This is a genomic window from Bartonella sp. ML70XJBT.G, from assembly GCF_028618575.1.
Lineage (GTDB): Bacteria > Pseudomonadota > Alphaproteobacteria > Rhizobiales > Rhizobiaceae > Bartonella.
Map to the genome: position 1 here is coordinate 1 of NZ_JAQITA010000001.1, position 17,474 is coordinate 17,474.

Here is a 17,474-nt window from a genome sequence, read left to right on the forward strand (position 1 = left end):
GAATACGTTATTTTATAAAGGCTAGATGTCTCTCATCAAAGTGCTTCAATCTTGCATAAAATAACTCTAGAATAGAGAAGCACCTTATGGTCAAAAAACAAATTTCTGCTTTTGATAAACATCTTATTATTCGTCTTTTGCGAGAAAATTTTCGTAAACATGCGCGTTGGTATAGTGCCGCTATTTTTTCCATGATTATTATTTCCTGCACAACTGCAGCCAGTGCATGGATTATGCGTGATGTTGTCAATTATATGATTGAAGCGCAGAATTTCGGTATGATTGTTTTGATTTCCTGTATCATTGCTTTCATTTTCATTCTTAAAGGAATTGCTACTTTTTCCCAAACTTACTTTTTGAGTAAAGCAGGAAACAGTATCGTTGCTGAACAACAGCGTAAAATCTATGCACGCCTTATGGAACAAGGCGTCTCTTTTTACCATCATAATGCTTCATCTGATCTTCTTGTCCGTGTAACCCACAATGCTACAGCAGCGCGTAATATCATTGATACAATTATCACAACTTTTGTGCGTGATTTGCTTTCCGTTAGTGGACTTTTGCTTGTCATGTGTATTCAAAATTTTACCTTAATCGCCATTACTTTAATAGTAGGACCACTAGCTTTTTTAGGAATTCGAATGACTTTGAAACGTATTCGGAGTCTTGTCGAAAAGGAACTCCTTTCGCTTGGTGAAATTATCAAAATTGTACAAGAAAGTTCTATCGGTATTCGTGTTATCAAGGCTTTTTCACTAGAAGATCTCATGAAAAAACGTATGAACAAAGCCATTGGCGATGTTGAAAAACAAGCAAATACTATTGCAACACTTCAAGCTATTACAAATCCGATTATGGAAACACTCACAGGTATTGCCATTGCAGGTATTATCTGTTTTTCGGGCTACCTTGCAACCCAACGTACAGGCGTTCAAGGTGAATTTATGTCTTTTATCGTTGCTTTACTTCTTGCTTACGAGCCTGCAAAAAGGTTGGCAAATGTACGAGTCAAAATTGAAGCTGGCTTGGTGAGTATCCGTACGATGTTTGACATACTTGACCATCCTATCTCGGTTATGGAACATGAAAATGCTAAAGATCTCGATAAAACGCAAGGAAGCATTCGTTTTGAAGATGTTTCTTTTGCATATACAGATAAGAAAATAGTATTGAAAAACATCAATCTAGAAATAGAACCCAGAAAAATGACAGCGTTGGTGGGACCATCTGGTTCAGGCAAATCAACCCTTATCAACCTTATTATGCGCCTTTATGACCCCACAAAGGGACGCATACTGATTCATAATCAAGATATCCGTTATACGACATTTCGCTCCTTGAGAAAGCTTATGTCCTATGTCGGACAGGATACTTTTCTCTTTCAAGGAACCGTTAAATATAATATCGGGCTTGGAAAAGAAGGAGCCAGTGACGATGATATTATCAAAGCAGCAAAAACAGCCAATGCGCACGATTTTATTATGGACTTGCCAAACGGCTATGATACACAAATCGGCGATAATGGCTGTAATCTTTCAGGTGGACAAAAACAACGACTCGCTATCGCTAGAGCAATGCTTCATGACAGTGAAATTCTCATTCTTGATGAAGCAACAAGTGCGTTAGACTCACATACTGAAGCACAGATTAATGAAGCACTTCATCGTCTCACCAAAGGGCGCACAACTATCATCATTGCTCATCGCCTTTCAACAATTGCTCGTGCTCATAAAATTGTTGTCATAAAAAATGGTCAACTGATTGAACAAGGTAGCCAAGAAGAATTGCTCGCAACGGAAAACAGTTTTTACAAAAAACTTCATAATATCCAATTTTAAAAGCACACGTCTTAGCTTTTAGACGCCTCTGTCAGATTTGAGATAAAAGGTGAAAAAATAGTCTTTCCTTGGTACAACACAGAAGCATAATATGGAAAAGCATTATATCAAGTACAGCCATACAAAACAGATATGATTTATTGAGAATACGTGTCTAGGATTCGTATGAGAATTAAACACCTCGTCTATTGTTTTATTAAAAGTATTCTTTTTTATTTTTCAAAATAGAAGCTTCATAATGAGAACTTTTTCGTTCTTCAAGTAAGATGCGTAACATCCACAAATGTTATCGAACCCCATATGTATCAAAACAGCTGATAGCAAATTTTGAAAAACTTGCTAAAAACTAGGATAGTGTAACTGTAATGTTTCACGTCACCTTTGTCTAAATCCATTCCCATGCTGTCCATTATAAATTTTGCTCAACACTGTAAACTGAGTCTGAGAAGGAAGCCTTCGAAGAATCTCTCATAAAATTTCTTGCTGTCGTAAATGCCTTAGATTGAGTTTTGCGTTTTATTCTAAAATCTGAGAACGAAAACTATCTTACTTAAACATTTCAACTTCTTAAAGTACTTGAAAATACATATGTTGTTACAAAATCAAGAGATTGATTTATCATAATAATTTGTCGTTTCGCAATTTGAATGAGAGCTCCGAATATCGTAAGATTCTTTCATTTTAAATCTGTTTTATGTTGAATTCATTCAAATCACTCGCGTGCACACTACAAACGTGATTGGCATATGGATAAAACTATTTAAGAAAAGAGAAAACATATTACTCGTGAACTCACTTAAGGAAAAAACAATCGCAACATTGAGACTAGAAAATAAAATATTAGTGCTGTTTTGTACCTTCATAAATGCAAAAAATGGTAGCGCCTAATAAGATTTTGCTTTCTCCCATTCATGGCAATGCTGGTAGATGGAATGAGGAGTATTAAAATGAATATATGAATGAAAAGCATATATCATTATGCTTTTTCATAAAAGATGTCATTCTATAAAGAATACGATTAAAAAATGAAGCACTTCAAAATATCTTGGTGCAATTTGATAAAAATCTTCTTTTTATCGTATTCCTTTTCTATAGCTTCATCTTTTTTCAAGACGCATTCGATAAAGCAATGTCTTTTATAAAAATATCCATCAAAGCTACAAGGTATTTTCTTATTTAAGTTATAAAAAATGATAAAAATGTGATTTTACTCTTTGTTGGTTTTTAAGAAAATCTGGATAATAATTTTTATTCTCAGTGTACTTAAGCACATACGCTATCTCTCGTGAGTGATATTATGTAGAGTTTATTGTGCATCACCATCTTTATATGTATAAACGTGTAAGCTGAAACCATCATTCTATTTGGCTTGCTCCCAATGTTACTCCCTTACATTTGAAAGTGTTCATAGGAAGCGCTCCCTTCTTTCTTCAATAGTCTTTATCCTCACACACACCTCGCTTGTGGTATGTAAGCCAACGATTTTTTTGATTTAAATGCCAATATTTAAATAAAAAAGTCTTTTTAGTATTTAAAGTTCTTATTCAATTTGCAAAACGATATCATTTCCAATGAGTGTGTTGTCTTTCTCATACAAAGAGTTAAATGCATAAAATTGAAGCAATTGGAATTTTAGAATTTTAGTCTTTAATAATCTCTTTCATAAAAGATACCAACACTCGAATTCTTTTCATTCCCTATGGCGCCTTTAGCTTTAAGATGACGTGAAATATCCAGATTAATTGTTCCCTTCGTTGCTCCATCTGATCCTGCTTCAAAACCTAAATAAATGTTATTGTGTATATAACGTCCAATACGTAAGCCAGTATTTCCCTTTTCATCAACGACAACATCGAGATCATCAAGACCAATTTTAGCCCGTAGAGTATTCAATAAAGATGTATTAGAAGCACCGGCAAGATCAGCAGCCGCTGCCGCAAGTTGGGCAATCTGAAATGGTGATAGTTCATTAAGAGAACGGTTAAAAATCAAACGCGCTAAAATCTCATCCTGTGGTAAATTCGGTTGTGAAGAAAAATTAACATCAAGATTATCAATTGTTCCACTTACAGTTACTGTGACGCGAATATCACTACTATCTTTGTTGGCAACAAAATAAACCGTAGGATTAAGACTCCCGCTAAAACTTGCTTGTCCCTGATCAAAATTAAGACGCTGTGAAAGAATATCAAAACGTCCACGAATCATTTGAAACTCACCAACTGGATGCACATCATGCAATGGACCTGCTATGTTAATGCGTCCTCCCAGTTCAGTATCTAACCCTCGTCCACGCACAAAAAACTGATTGCGCGCCGTAATAAGCATATTTGAGAACACAACAGACGAAGATTCTTGAGAGATACCACGATTTGTGTTGGTGCCCTTAACATCAGCACGTTCAAGCGTTTTTTGAATCGGTTTTGTTAAATTCTTATTTTTAATATCAAGAAACTTTGCATTGTGAAAATGATCAGGAACAAAAACTTCAGCTTTTTCAACTGTAATATCACCGCCAATAACAAGATTATCCAGAAAATGACCTGTCATTGTCATCTTTCCTGACAATGTTGCAAGAATCATAGAGCCATCATTATAATTGGCATTATCAAGATGGAATACCAAATCTGGTTTTAGATCATTAGAGATAAGACCTGAAGCAGAAACTTTTCCCCCCTCCGACGAAGCAGCGGAAGCTTTCTCTATCAAAATGTGATCGCCGTTTAATTTGCCTTCTATTGTTACATTGTTAAGACCGAAATTTGTTTTTGAATCAAAAAAACTACCATTAACTATAGAAAAATTTCCTACCAATTGTGGTTTCAGTAATGCGCCATTAAGAGTTGCATCTATCTTGGATATGCCCGTTATATGCGCACCACGCTTTGCTAATAAAAGATCAACAAAAGCAAGAGGTATTGTCCCTTTAACATTCAATTTGGCCTCTAAACCATTGAGAGAAACAGGTCCATTTATAGAAAGATCTAATCCCTTATCTCCTGTCGCTATCATATTCTCAATATGAAAAGTCGATTTTTTGTAAGAACCACGAGCATTCATATTCATTGACATCGGTCCTTTATGAGTCATAGCAGTTAAGCTTTGACTAGAAAGCTCAAAATGAGCAGAAGGATCCTTCATGGTTCCGCCAATATCGACTTTACCTACCAGCACTCCTCCAAGTGCTTGCCCTTCAATAAAACTATTAAGCAAACCTGCAGGTAAATCTTGCAAGTTAACATGGAGATCCAACTTGTTTTCATTGAAAGATATGTGTCCTTGGGCTTGTGCCTTTGCTCCTTCCCCCGTTAAATTTGCATTCAACGTGAGATTCTGATCTATGGTTTTACCTGTAGCAGTCAGCACAAAAGGCATTATTTTCTTATCTTGAAGTGCAATCGTCGTCAGTCCTTCCCCTTTTATATCATAGGTCACATCAGGCTTTTGCGAACGACCACGAATTATAACCTGCCCTGTTACACTACCATCTGCTCCAAGATCAGATTTCCATAGATTGACTAATGCAGCAGGAAATGCATTCATTGTAAGATCTAGATTAAGGGTATCTTTAACATTTCCTGCAAGGATAATTTTACCTCCATTCACCGCAAGTCCTAATCCATTTACCGTCATGCCATTTTTATCAAAAACAATCGTAGCTGCTTTAGACAATGTCGCGTGAAAATTATGTTGTTTTATATCCACCGTTTCAATCTGTATTTCTCGTTTTATATCTTCTGGAACTTCTACTGCAACCATACGACCAGAAAGCTGTGCGTTGGTATTATGAGGCAACATCGCTTGAAGAGTAAAAACTGTTTGTCCATTTTTGCCATGAGCATGAACATTTAAATGATTAATCATCATCAAAGGCGTTTGAATTTGCTCTGCATTGATAACCACCTCCAATTGTGTCATGCCAAAAGGATCAAATAGGTCGGCTTTGACTTCCAACTTCTTCATTTTATTCTTTGCAAAGCTTAAACGATCAATATGTGCTTTTAGATTGGCTGTTTGTTTGCCATTTTGTTCGCCAAAAACGAAATCTCCTGTGACTTTTCCACTGCCTTCCTGCAAAAACAACGCAGACAACACGGAAATATCATCAGCATCAACATGCAAAGCACCTTTAACAAGACCTTGTGTTTGAGAAAGATCACCGGTTATTTTTGCGCTTCCCCCTCTTAGATCGATATTTTCAAGTTGTCGAATCTGGTGAGAATCCTTAAAAGAAGCTGATAAATACAACGGTTTCTTAGCAAAAGTGCCTTCACCTTTTATCGAGCCCGTTACAGAAGTAACAGGCGATGTATTATCTAGCAGTGTTTTCATTGTGAATGTTGTGTTCTGTAGCTGCTTTCCCATTAAAAATGCTTCAGCAACATTTGCGCGTGTGTTAAAATTGATAAGGTTATTGTGCCCTCTAGCTGTACTTTGAATTGTAAGTGCACCTTTTACTCTCGAATCCAATTTAGCAAGATCAGATATTTGAGCAGAAAAATCCATTTTTGCTCTCTCACTCGAAAAATATCCATCCGCTTTTATATCCGCATATTGGCTTTTCAAATCCAAACGACGCAAAATTAAATTCGCCGTGTCATAAGCAGCTCCACCTGAAAGAGTAAAATTTCCTTTGAAAAAACGATCAAAAGGCTCCACACCTATTTTCATATTATCAGCCACCCCTGATAACTCAAGATCAAAAGTGCCACTCATTAAACCAATTGTTCCTTTGGCTTTAATATCTGCGCTACCAGAGAGTGATTGCTCACGAAATAGACTAAAAGGAGCGAATGTTTGCGTTTTTAAACCAAGGTCGCCTTTAAAAACAAAACGCTCCATTTTTCCTTTTAACCAAGCAGAAAAACCCTGCCCCGTAAAACTAAAATCATGAATCAAAACCGGTTTTTTAGAAAAAACATCCGTATCTAAATGCACATGAACTGTTTGGTCTAAATCTTTGCCTGATGTATCTTTACGTTTTTCCCTCCCTCTAACTGTTCCTTTAACTTGAATACCAACATGACGCGAAGTTGCATTATCAAGATTTTCACTGACTCCCCCCATATCAAAAATGGCATCGCGAATATGAATATTTTTATTGCTTACATGATGTACAACAAGCTTTCCCTGCCAAGATTGTTTCCCTTCACGACCATAATCAATGTTCAAAGCAAGATTCCCCACATGCATTGGCACTTCTGATGCTGGTATAGATACAGCCTCATTTTCCTTATTAAAAGCCATTTTGCCATCAACAAAAAGCTGCCGTAAAAATCCATCTGCTGTTATTTCAGCATTGGCGACAACATTCATTGCCTGATTCTGAAGTACAATATGATCAAGGTATGTCACACCTTCTTTTGTCATTCTTGCTTCTGCTTTAAGCGTTACATCAGATGCAAAAAGGTTATAATATTGAGGAGGCATTAAAGAGCCAAGTGTGCCAACAAGTTGCGTAGAAAAACTATGTCCCTCCGCAAAACGAGCAAGAATTATATTGCCATTTAAAACAGGATGGTGATCAACTTCTGAATAAAGTTTGACAACCAAATCATCGAATGTCCCATCACCTGTAATAGCAAGACTTAATGCAGGCTGTTTTTCAATTTGCAAAATATTCGCCAAAATGCCATTTTGCGGTTCATCAACAGAAATATCAACCTTAGCTGTACGATTGCTATCAGATAGCTTTGTGAAAACAGAAAATGATCCCGGTACATCTAAACGATGAGCTGTTATATCAATATCAACCTCACCATTTGCCAAGGTTAGATTTCCTTTTAAGGATACATCAGCAGAAAAACCAAAAAGCTCCTGTTCAAATGCTACATGTTGCGCTTGAAACCTATTGATAAAAATGGCTAGCGGCAACTTTGGTAAAGAAAATTTCCTTGTTTCCAAAGAAGAAATCAGAGAAGAATTACTCTGCGGTTTGCGTAAAAATGTAATCTGTTCCGCTGAAAGCTCATTAATACTCATGCGCCCTCTCAACAATGCTAAGCGGTTCCAATCCATTTTAGCATTAGTAATTTTCAGCCAAATACCCTTTTTATCACTCACGGTAATTGCTTCAATTGACGTTTGAGAAGACAGTGTTCCTTGTATATTATGCAAACGAACTTGGCGATTAGGCCCTGAAAGTCCGCGTTCAATGAGAGAGACTAACCATGAACGATCATCGGTACGCGCTTGACTAGAGGACAAATCGCCTTCTCGCGCAAAAACAAAAGCACTCAGCAAAAGAAATGAAAGCCCAAATAAGAAAGCCGATAAACGCATAGTTTTTTTCATTAAAATGCTTGCCCTATACCCACATAAAAACCAATGCGAGGATCACCTTTCTCTCGCTTGAGAGGAAAGGCTAAATCAACGCGTAAAGGACCAAGATCTGTCATATAGCGACCGCCAATGCCCGCTCCCCATTTTATTTTTTTAGCAAAATCAAATCGCGCCTTTTCTCCTACACTACCGCCATCAAGAAAACTGACAACCCCTATCTTATCATTTAAAGAAAAACGCAACTCTGCTGATCCCTCAACAAGTGCCCGCCCGCCAACAATAGCATCATTGCCTGTTTTGACTCCAATATTACGATAAGCATAACCGCGAACAGATCCTCCACCACCAGCAAAAAAGAGTATATCTGAAGGTACTTGTGCCCTATCACTGCCAATAATTGTACCAAGCTTTGCTCGCGCCGCAAAAACAAAACGATTCTTTGCATCCAATGTCCAATAAGAACGGCCTTCTACAGTCATTTTTGCTATAAAATTGCCAAAGCGCACTTCATAAAAAGGTTCGACATTCACTTCACCATACAAACCTTTTGTCGCATTAAACTTATTATTACGACTATCATAAATCAACTCACTAGGTAATCCAACTGTTGTAAAATAATGGTTCCCAAAATGAATATCGTGTGAATAACCAGTAGAAACTTTTACCGCCATCTGTCCCGATAGATTACCATTAAAGATATGTGTTATACCAAACTTTCCTCTAATAGCTTTTGTCGTATAATTTTCTAGGACATCTTGCTGTATTTTTAGTTCAGTTCTAAAGTCTGTATCAGGAGTAAATATGCCAGGCTTTATAAATGTGCCGCCTAAAAGATAATCAAAATTTTTAAAATTATATGATTGTTCCTTGTTGCTACCAATCCCGCTTACTTTCGCTTCAATTTTAAGCTGTTCTGCATGACCAAAAAGATTATTATGCATCCAATAAGCTTCAAAACCAGCTCCATCTAATGTTGAATAGCTACCACCTGCACCAAAACGACGTGGTTTACGTTCTTCTACCACAAGCGTCAGTGGTAGACTCCCATCAGAGCTAATGGTCTCAGCCTCACGTATATTCACAGCACGAAAAACATTAAGACGTGCAAGTCTTTCACTTGCTTTGGCTAATGCAGCAGAATCATATCTTTGACCTACCTTTAATCCTGTCATCCACGCAATATAAGCTGAATCTACACGGGGCTTTGTACTCACATTACGCACACTTAAAGGACCGTAATAAGCTTCTTGTCCAGGATCAACAGCAATCTGCGCATCAATAAGACGTGCTGCATGATCAGCAACGACTTCACTTTTCATAACTTTGGCCTTAGCATAACCTTGTCTACGCCATCCTTCAACCGCCCATCTTTCTGCTTTTAGAATGGTTTCAGATTTGGCAATCGTTCCAGTCTTATAACCCAACTCTTCAATTGTCGGCATTCTATTGGTTTTATATTTTACTAATGGAGCAACTTTATTAATGTCTGCAACATTAAAAACGTATTGGGGACCAGCATCAACGAGAATAACAATTTTGGATTGCGCTGGGAGTTGCGTTACAGGACTTAAATCAGCAGCTTCTAAACCATTAATCTTAATACTAATAATACCGCCATAACGTCCATCAGCATAAAGAGCAGAAAGAATAGCGCGATAATCTGAACGCGCTTTCGCTAACAAACCAGAAGAACTCAATGCTTTCTCTTTATCAGCAACCAGAGAAGAAACAGACTTGACTATTTTTACACCTTCTGATGGCGCTCCCAAAGGAGCAATAACATCAACCTTATAAAATTTCTCTGTACCACTGACATTATAGGAAGAGGCGTTGGTTGTCTTTTGACCAAAAAGAGGGATGCCGAATAACTCAAATGCTGCAAGTGTTTGCGGAAAAGCACAGGTAAAGCATAAGCTTATAAATACACTGCGCATAGTTCTTGATTTAAAAAGATCTCCCGTCTGATATACCATCCAATCAGATACCCTCAACACTTCACATCACTTTGTACTATAAATAACATCAAACAAGAATGGTAAATATGCTTACCCTCAATATTTCACACGTTTAATGATATTAAAAATATTCTTTTCTTGCCATGCATCATTTTTCCTCCCTTATATTCATAAAACTCTCTACTGGCGTGCCACAAAACAGCTTCGCTCCTTTTCTCCTAACACATTCATTTAACTCATTATAAATGTTTTATTGAATCTCATAAAACTATGGTTAAATTTATACAAATGACCATCCATGAGAGTACTACAAAATTTACGTATATAGACTTCTCTCTCCAAAAAACTATAAAGACACTTCTTGATTTTTATGCGGAGATATGATTGTCTCTCCCAAGTTAGGGGGGAGAAACAATTGATGATCGCGCGTGTTACAACTGTTGCTTTTCGCGGTCTAGAAGCAGTGCCTGTCGATGTACAGGTTATGATTTCCTCCGGCAAAATAGGAATGGCTATCGTTGGATTAGCCGATAAAGCAATCGCAGAAAGCCGTGAACGCGTGCAAGCAGCTCTGCATGCTTGTGGGCTTTCTATGCCAAACAAACGGGTTACCGTTAATCTTGCCCCTGCTGATCTTCCTAAAGAGGGATCCCATTATGATTTGCCCATTGCTGTGGGTTTAATGCTTGTTATGGGCGTTCTTCCTCCCGAAGTTGCCCAAGACTATGTCATTTTAGGTGAATTGTCATTGGATGGTTCCCTTACAGCTGTCAATGGTGTTTTACCAGCCGCAATGACAGCTTTATCACTCGATAAAGGCCTTATTTGTCCCTATCAATGTGGACCTGAAGCAGCATGGGCAAATGCAGAGATGAATATTCTTGCCCCCGAAACACTCCTTACTATGGTTAATCATTTTAAAGGAACGCAAATTCAAAAACGTCCTCAACCGCGCCAATATACTCTCCAAACTGAACTTCCAGACCTTTGCGAAATTAAAGGACAAAAAACCGCCAAACGTGCATTAGAAGTTTGCGCTGCTGGGCGGCATAATCTTTTGTTTGTAGGTCCTCCTGGCGCTGGAAAATCTATGTTAGCGCAACGATTGCCTTCCATTCTGCCACCCCTTGATAGCCGAGAACTTTTAGATGTTTCTTTGATTGCTTCCATCACAGGAGAAATTATCCATAATACTATTTCACGGCATTGCCCCTTCCGTGCTCCGCATCATTCCGCTTCCATGGCAGCAATGATCGGTGGTGGAATTAAAGGACGACCTGGAGAAGTCTCTCTTGCACATAATGGCGTTCTCTTTCTTGATGAATTACCTGAATTCTCTCCACAAGTCCTTGACTCTCTTCGTCAACCCTTAGAGAGTGGAGAATGTGTTATCGCCCGCGCTAATCACCATATTAGCTATCCTGCCCGCTTTCAATTCATTGCTGCAATGAACCCTTGTCGATGCGGTATGGCAGGCGAAAAAAATCATGTTTGTGCTAAAGGAATACGCTGTCAAATCGATTATCAGTCCCGTATTTCTGGTCCTCTGCTCGACAGAATTGATTTACGAATTGATGTCCCTGCTCTAACAGCTATGGATCTTATGCAACCAGAACAATCAGAAAAAAGCCGTGATGTTGCAAAACGCGTCGCACGATGTCGCGCCATTCAAGCCAAACGTTTTACAACATTGGGTCTTAACCATATTCGCACCAACGGTGATTGCCCTGCTAAAATTATCGAACAAATTGCCATACCTGATAAAAATGCCGCTAAACTCCTACGCGATGTAAGTGAAAAGATGCAGCTTTCTGCCCGCGCTTATCATCGTATTCTCAAAGTTGCACGCACCATTGCCGATCTTGACGAAGCTGATCATCTTGCTCGCCATCATCTCGCAGAAGCTATTTCTTACCGGTTGGGTACTGAAAGATTAACAGTTCTTACCTAAAAAAGATTTCATCAATAAAAACTCACTGGAAAATAACGCAGATAAAGTTCTGTAAGCTTGCCATCATCTTCTAGAGATTTCAGAGCATAGTTAAGTATATCAATTAATTTTTCATTCTTTTTTGCCACAGCAAGCTGCATTCCTTGCCCCAATAACTGTGGAGCCATATACGGACCTCCAACAAAATGGCAACAATCAGCAGATTTGGGATCATTTAGCCACAAAGATAAAGAAAATCCATCATCAAAAATAACATCAATTTTATGATCCTGTAATGCTTTATAAAGCTCTGTCCTGTTTTTAAATCCTTGCCATTTGGCTTCAGGAAAATAACTGCGAAACAGCTTTTCATGAACAGTTTTGGACAAAACACCACTGTTTAAATGTATCATTTTATCGTTTATTGATTCATCGAGATTTACAAGTTGAGATGTAATAAACCGAGACGCAACAAATCGAGCTGGAAAACGCAAATAAGATCTTGTAAAAACGAGATCTTGATGGGTTTTCATTGTTTCTTTTAAACCAGCAATAATAACTTCTGCGCCACCATTTTTGACATGTTCTACGAGCTCTTCCCAAGGAACAACTTCTACCTCACAGACTTTTTCAAGATTTAATTTTGAACAAATAGCACGCAATAAGTCGATATTATAGCCTGCAAGATGTCTTGTTTGATCAAGAAAGTTAAAGGGAGGAAAATCAAAAGTCGTTACAAAGCGCAAACGCACTATATCTGTTGTATCAGGCTGTACAAAATGTTCATGCGAATTAAAAAAAAAGGGGAGCCTGCCAGCCATTTCAGCTTCTACAAACGAGGAAAATAAAAAGCCCCATAGTCCAAATAAAATTCCAATAAGAGCATTCAATCTATTTATAAATTTCTTTATTGCCAAAATCTCGCCCCCCATTATGCAGAGCTAAAATATAATTTTTCTCAGTCATCATATCTAATGCATTGAACAAAAATATCTGCTCCTTTCATGAATTAAATTGTTTGCGCTTTTCTCAAAACTATCAAACAATTAACCGTTTCTCTCTTTTTCAGAATATATTGCTGATAATCAACATTTGTGCGCATAGCTCTTAAATAAATGCTTGAAAAAGCTTTTGAGCAAAAAGGCGATTTTTGAATATGTTTATCAATAAAAAGTTTCTGTACTATCGCTTATTTTATCTTTAATCTCTTTGAGAACATGAGAGTTTTTCTTTTTTCTTTCATGAAGTCTCATGCTCTTTACATGAGGGAAAAGTATCATTGTGCTGCCCATTCATGCACTTTTTTTAAAGAAATGCGCCTCGTTGCTTCCCCTTATCCACAACATCATCCGTGGATGAGATAACGCAAAATCCATAGAGTACCACCATCTTTTACGTCGATAAAAGAGCAAGGTAGCAGCGTCATTTTTTTCACAACATTGGCAACTGGCGAAAAAATAATGCTGCTGGCTTTTGTTTCATAAGCATAAAGGTGGCGATGCTCTTTACTATTATACCATTCATGGACCACTATAAAATGGGCTTGGATAGCTGAGGAGATGTCTGTTTAAAATAAGCAGGTGTGCATTAGCAACCAATAGCGTTTTGTTTGAGGTGAGGAGTATGCTCCTCTTTAAGAAACGTGATAAAAAGCATGAGGCGATGCATAATCCTCTATGTCTTTAAAAGACATTGCTTGGAATATTTTTTTTAAGCTGTAAAGCAGAATGTAAGAGGTAATGGTACGGATGGAAACGGGTTTTTATCCCCAACGTCTTTAGATTCTTCGCAAATGAGGCTACATGTCAGTTTGAGAGATTATGCCAACAGATATAGGCAATACCCTTACCCTCCTTTGGCACACAAAAGTTGCAACAGCTAAGAGAGCCTTTTATCTATCTTCGCTTCTATCGCAAACGTGCTGCTGCATGAAACCTTGATGTTGATTTACGGGAAACAACACTGCCTGTGTAAAAATCATTCTCTTACACACTAGCAATTATGTATTAACAGATGTTGAATATAAATATGATATACGATAAATGTTTGATATAGTTATTCCATAAATAACTGATCAAAATATTAAGCCTAGAGCTGTTTGGATATCGTAAACTAATACAAGAATGGATTAACTTATGAGTGATGAACTAACCTCACCGACATCTAATAATGACTATGGTGCCGCTTCTATTAAAGTTCTTAAAGGTCTTGATGCTGTACGTAAACGTCCTGGTATGTATATTGGTGATACAGATGATGGTTCGGGCTTGCACCATATGGTCTATGAGGTCGTAGACAACGCTATCGATGAAGCTCTAGCTGGTCATGCCACTCTTGTAAATGTCACTCTCCATGCAGATGGTTCTTGTTCTGTTCGTGATAATGGACGCGGCATTCCAACAGATATACACCCAACAGAAGGTGTTTCAGCCGCCGAAGTTATTATGACACAGCTTCATGCTGGTGGAAAATTTGATCAAAATTCTTACAAAGTCTCAGGAGGTTTACACGGCGTTGGTGTCTCTGTTGTGAATGCATTATCCGTTTGGCTCAAATTAAAAATCAAACGTAATGGTAAACTTCATGAAATGTCATTTACCCATGGAGTTGCTGATTCTCCACTGAAAATTATTGGCGATTGTGATCAAGAAAGTGGAACAGAAATCAGATTTTTACCAAGCTCTGAAACCTTTACAATGGTTGAATTTGATTTTGAAACTTTGGAACGCCGTTTGCGTGAACTCGCTTTTTTAAATTCTGGCATACATATTCTTCTCGTTGATGAACGCCATGCTGATATTCAATCCGTTGAATTGCATTATGAAGGTGGATTAGTTGAATTTGTCAAGTATATTGACCAAACGAAAAAAGCACTACTAGATACCCCTATTTATATTGCCAGTGAAAAAGAAGGTATGAGTGTTGATGTCGCTCTATGGTGGAATGATTCCTACCATGAGAAAGTTTTATGTTTTACAAATAATATTCCTCAACGTGATGGTGGAACGCATTTAATCGGTTTTCGGAGTGCTTTGACGCGTCAAATTAATGGTTATGCTGAATCTTCAGGTATTGCAAAAAAAGAAAAAGTTAATTTAACCGGTGATGACTGTCGCGAAGGACTTACAGCTATTCTTTCCGTCAAAGTGCCCGATCCTAAATTTTCTTCACAGACAAAGGACAAATTGGTTTCTTCTGAAGTGCGTCCCATTGTGGAAAATTTGGTGAATGAAGGTCTTTCCACATGGTTGGAAGAGCATCCTAATGAAGCGAAGCTTCTCATTGGTAAGGTCGTAGAAGCTGCAACAGCACGTGAAGCCGCACGTAAAGCGCGTGAACTCACAAGACGCAAAGGAGCTCTTGATATTACTTCTCTACCGGGAAAACTTGCCGATTGCCAAGAACGTGATCCAGCAAAATCAGAAATCTTTATCGTTGAGGGAGATTCAGCTGGTGGATCAGCAAAAAGTGGACGTTCTCGTCAAAATCAGGCGATTTTGCCGCTGCGCGGTAAAATCCTTAATGTCGAACGAGCACGATTCGACCGCATGCTCTCATCGGATATGATTGGAACGCTTATTACTGCTCTTGGAACTTCCATTGGGAAAGATGAATTTTCACCGGATAAATTGCGTTATCATAAAATTATCATTATGACAGATGCGGACGTTGATGGTGCCCATATTCGTACCTTACTGCTCACTTTCTTTTTTAGACAAATGCCTGAATTGATTGAACGTGGACATCTCTATATCGCCCAGCCACCCCTCTATAAAGTCTCACGAGGTAAGTCTTCCCAATATATTAAAAATGAAGCAGCATTTGAAGAGTTTTTAATTGATACGGGCTTAGAAGATGCAACCTTAGAACTTTCAACGGGAGAAGTTCGTGCAGGTGCCGATTTATATCAACTTGCCAAGGATGCTCGTGTGTTGCGTCAACTTTTAAATAGTCTTCATACACGTTATGACCGCAACATTGTTGAGCAAGCAGCGATTGTTGGAGCTTTTAACCCTGAAGCCTTTGTCACACCAGAAAAAGCGCAAAAAACAGCCGATACTATCGCCCATCGTCTTGATTTGATTGCCGATGATATGGAACGAGGTTGGAGTGGCCAATACACATCAGATGGAAGCTTATATTTTGAACGTGTTTTACGCGGAGTTAAAGATGTGATTACTCTGGATACGGGGCTTATTAATTCTGCCGATGCCCGCCAAATTGATCGCGTTTCTAAAAATTTCATAGAGATATATAATCCTCCCCCTCTCCTACACCGCAAAGATAAATCAGAGCGTATCTTTGGACCTATGAGCCTCTTAGAGAGCATCTTTGCAAATGGTAAAAAAGGCATTATGCTCCAACGTTATAAAGGTCTGGGAGAGATGAATGCTGAGCAGCTTTGGGAAACAACCCTTAATCCTGATGCACGCTCTCTGTTACAAGTTAAAATCAATGATGCAACCGATGCAGATTCACTCTTTTCTCGTTTAATGGGTGATGAAGTTGAACCTCGGCGAATTTTTATTCAAGATAATGCCTTAAGCGTTGCCAATCTTGATATCTAAAGGTACTCTTTTGTTTCTGGCTGTATAAACGTCGTGGTTTTATACGCTGTTTTTTCGTATTTGAACATTTCCTCTATTTTCATTTACGATAAAAGAAAAATAAGGAAGGTCATGTATATGGCAGCTGAAACAGAACGCGTCGGAGCCAAGGGTGGTATGGAACACTCTTTTGGCTTTACCAGAGTTGATGAAGCGCAAAAACAGTCCATGGTTGATGGGGTATTTCATTCTGTCGCTGAAAACTATGATAAGATGAATGATATCTTATCATTAGGACTACACCGTGTGTGGAAAAACTCTATGGTTGCTTGGCTTTCTCCCCCAGCTCTTGTCAATTGGAAGGTTCTTGATGTGGCTGGTGGAACTGGTGATATTGCTTTTCGCATTCTTAATGCTTCACGTCAAAAAGCCCACGCTACAGTGCTTGATATTAATGGTTCAATGCTCAATGTCGGTAAAAAACGTGCACAAAAAAATGGTCTTGCTCCTCTGATGGATTTTATTGAGGCCAACGCAGAACATTTGCCTTTTAAAGATCAAAGCTTTGATGCCTACACGATTGCCTTTGGAATTCGCAATGTACCTCATATTGACAAAGCTCTTAGAGAAGCTTTTCGTGTTTTAAAACCGGGGGGACGTTTCTTATGTTTAGAATTTTCAAATGTTGAGATGCCTCTGCTCGATAAAATTTATGACCTGTGGTCTTTTCATGCCATCCCTAAGCTTGGTCAAATCATTGCAAACGATGGTGATGCTTACCGTTATTTGGTTGAATCTATTCGTAAATTTCCTAAACAAGATGATTTTGCCCAGATGATCAATCATGCAGGTTTTTCGCGAGTATCGTATCGCAATCTCACCGGTGCTATCGCAGCACTGCATTCAGGTTGGAAAATTTAAA

7 protein-coding genes are annotated in these 17,474 nt (G+C 38.2%); 4 read left to right on the forward strand and 3 right to left on the reverse strand.

The genetic code is table 11. The features are described 5' to 3' along the window. Window positions 1-86 precede the first annotated feature (86 nt). Window positions 87-1,838, forward strand: a complete 1,752-nt coding sequence (locus tag PVV64_RS00005) for an ABC transporter ATP-binding protein (RefSeq protein ID WP_273759035.1) — start codon at window positions 87-89, stop codon at window positions 1,836-1,838. A 1,647-nt stretch (window positions 1,839-3,485) separates the two neighbouring features. Here PVV64_RS00005 and PVV64_RS00010 read toward each other — a convergent pair. Next, window positions 3,486-8,132, reverse strand: coding sequence for a translocation/assembly module TamB domain-containing protein (locus tag PVV64_RS00010; RefSeq protein WP_273759036.1), 4,647 nt, complete (start codon window positions 8,130-8,132; stop codon window positions 3,486-3,488). Next, window positions 8,132-10,093 (reverse strand): autotransporter assembly complex family protein, encoded by a 1,962-nt coding sequence (locus PVV64_RS00015; RefSeq protein ID WP_273759037.1) that lies wholly within the window; start codon window positions 10,091-10,093, stop codon window positions 8,132-8,134. Before PVV64_RS00015 ends, PVV64_RS00010 begins: the two co-directional genes overlap by 1 nt. Window positions 10,094-10,493: 400 nt before the next feature. Here PVV64_RS00015 and PVV64_RS00020 point away from each other — a divergent pair, with 400 nt between their 5' ends. Further along, complete coding sequence (locus PVV64_RS00020; protein WP_273759038.1) at window positions 10,494-12,026, forward strand: YifB family Mg chelatase-like AAA ATPase; 1,533 nt, start codon at window positions 10,494-10,496, stop codon at window positions 12,024-12,026. An 11-nt stretch (window positions 12,027-12,037) separates the two neighbouring features. Here the strand turns inward: PVV64_RS00020 and PVV64_RS00025 are convergent, their stop codons facing one another. After that, entirely contained in the window at window positions 12,038-12,922 is an 885-nt protein-coding gene (locus PVV64_RS00025; RefSeq protein ID WP_273759039.1) for a transporter substrate-binding domain-containing protein, read from the reverse strand. Window positions 12,923-14,140: 1,218 nt separating this feature from the next. On the opposite strand from PVV64_RS00025, the gene gyrB reads away from it, so the two are divergent. Together gyrB and ubiE are read left to right on the forward strand one after the other, a co-directional pair. Beyond that, window positions 14,141-16,573 (forward strand): DNA topoisomerase (ATP-hydrolyzing) subunit B, encoded by a 2,433-nt coding sequence (gene gyrB / locus PVV64_RS00030; protein ID WP_273759040.1) that lies wholly within the window; start codon window positions 14,141-14,143, stop codon window positions 16,571-16,573. 117 nt (window positions 16,574-16,690) lie between these two features. Next, the gene (gene ubiE, locus PVV64_RS00035; protein ID WP_273759041.1) at window positions 16,691-17,473 is read left to right on the forward strand and encodes a bifunctional demethylmenaquinone methyltransferase/2-methoxy-6-polyprenyl-1,4-benzoquinol methylase UbiE; all 783 of its coding nucleotides are present in this window, start codon (window positions 16,691-16,693) and stop codon (window positions 17,471-17,473) included. The last annotated feature ends 1 nt before the right edge of the window (window position 17,474 follow it).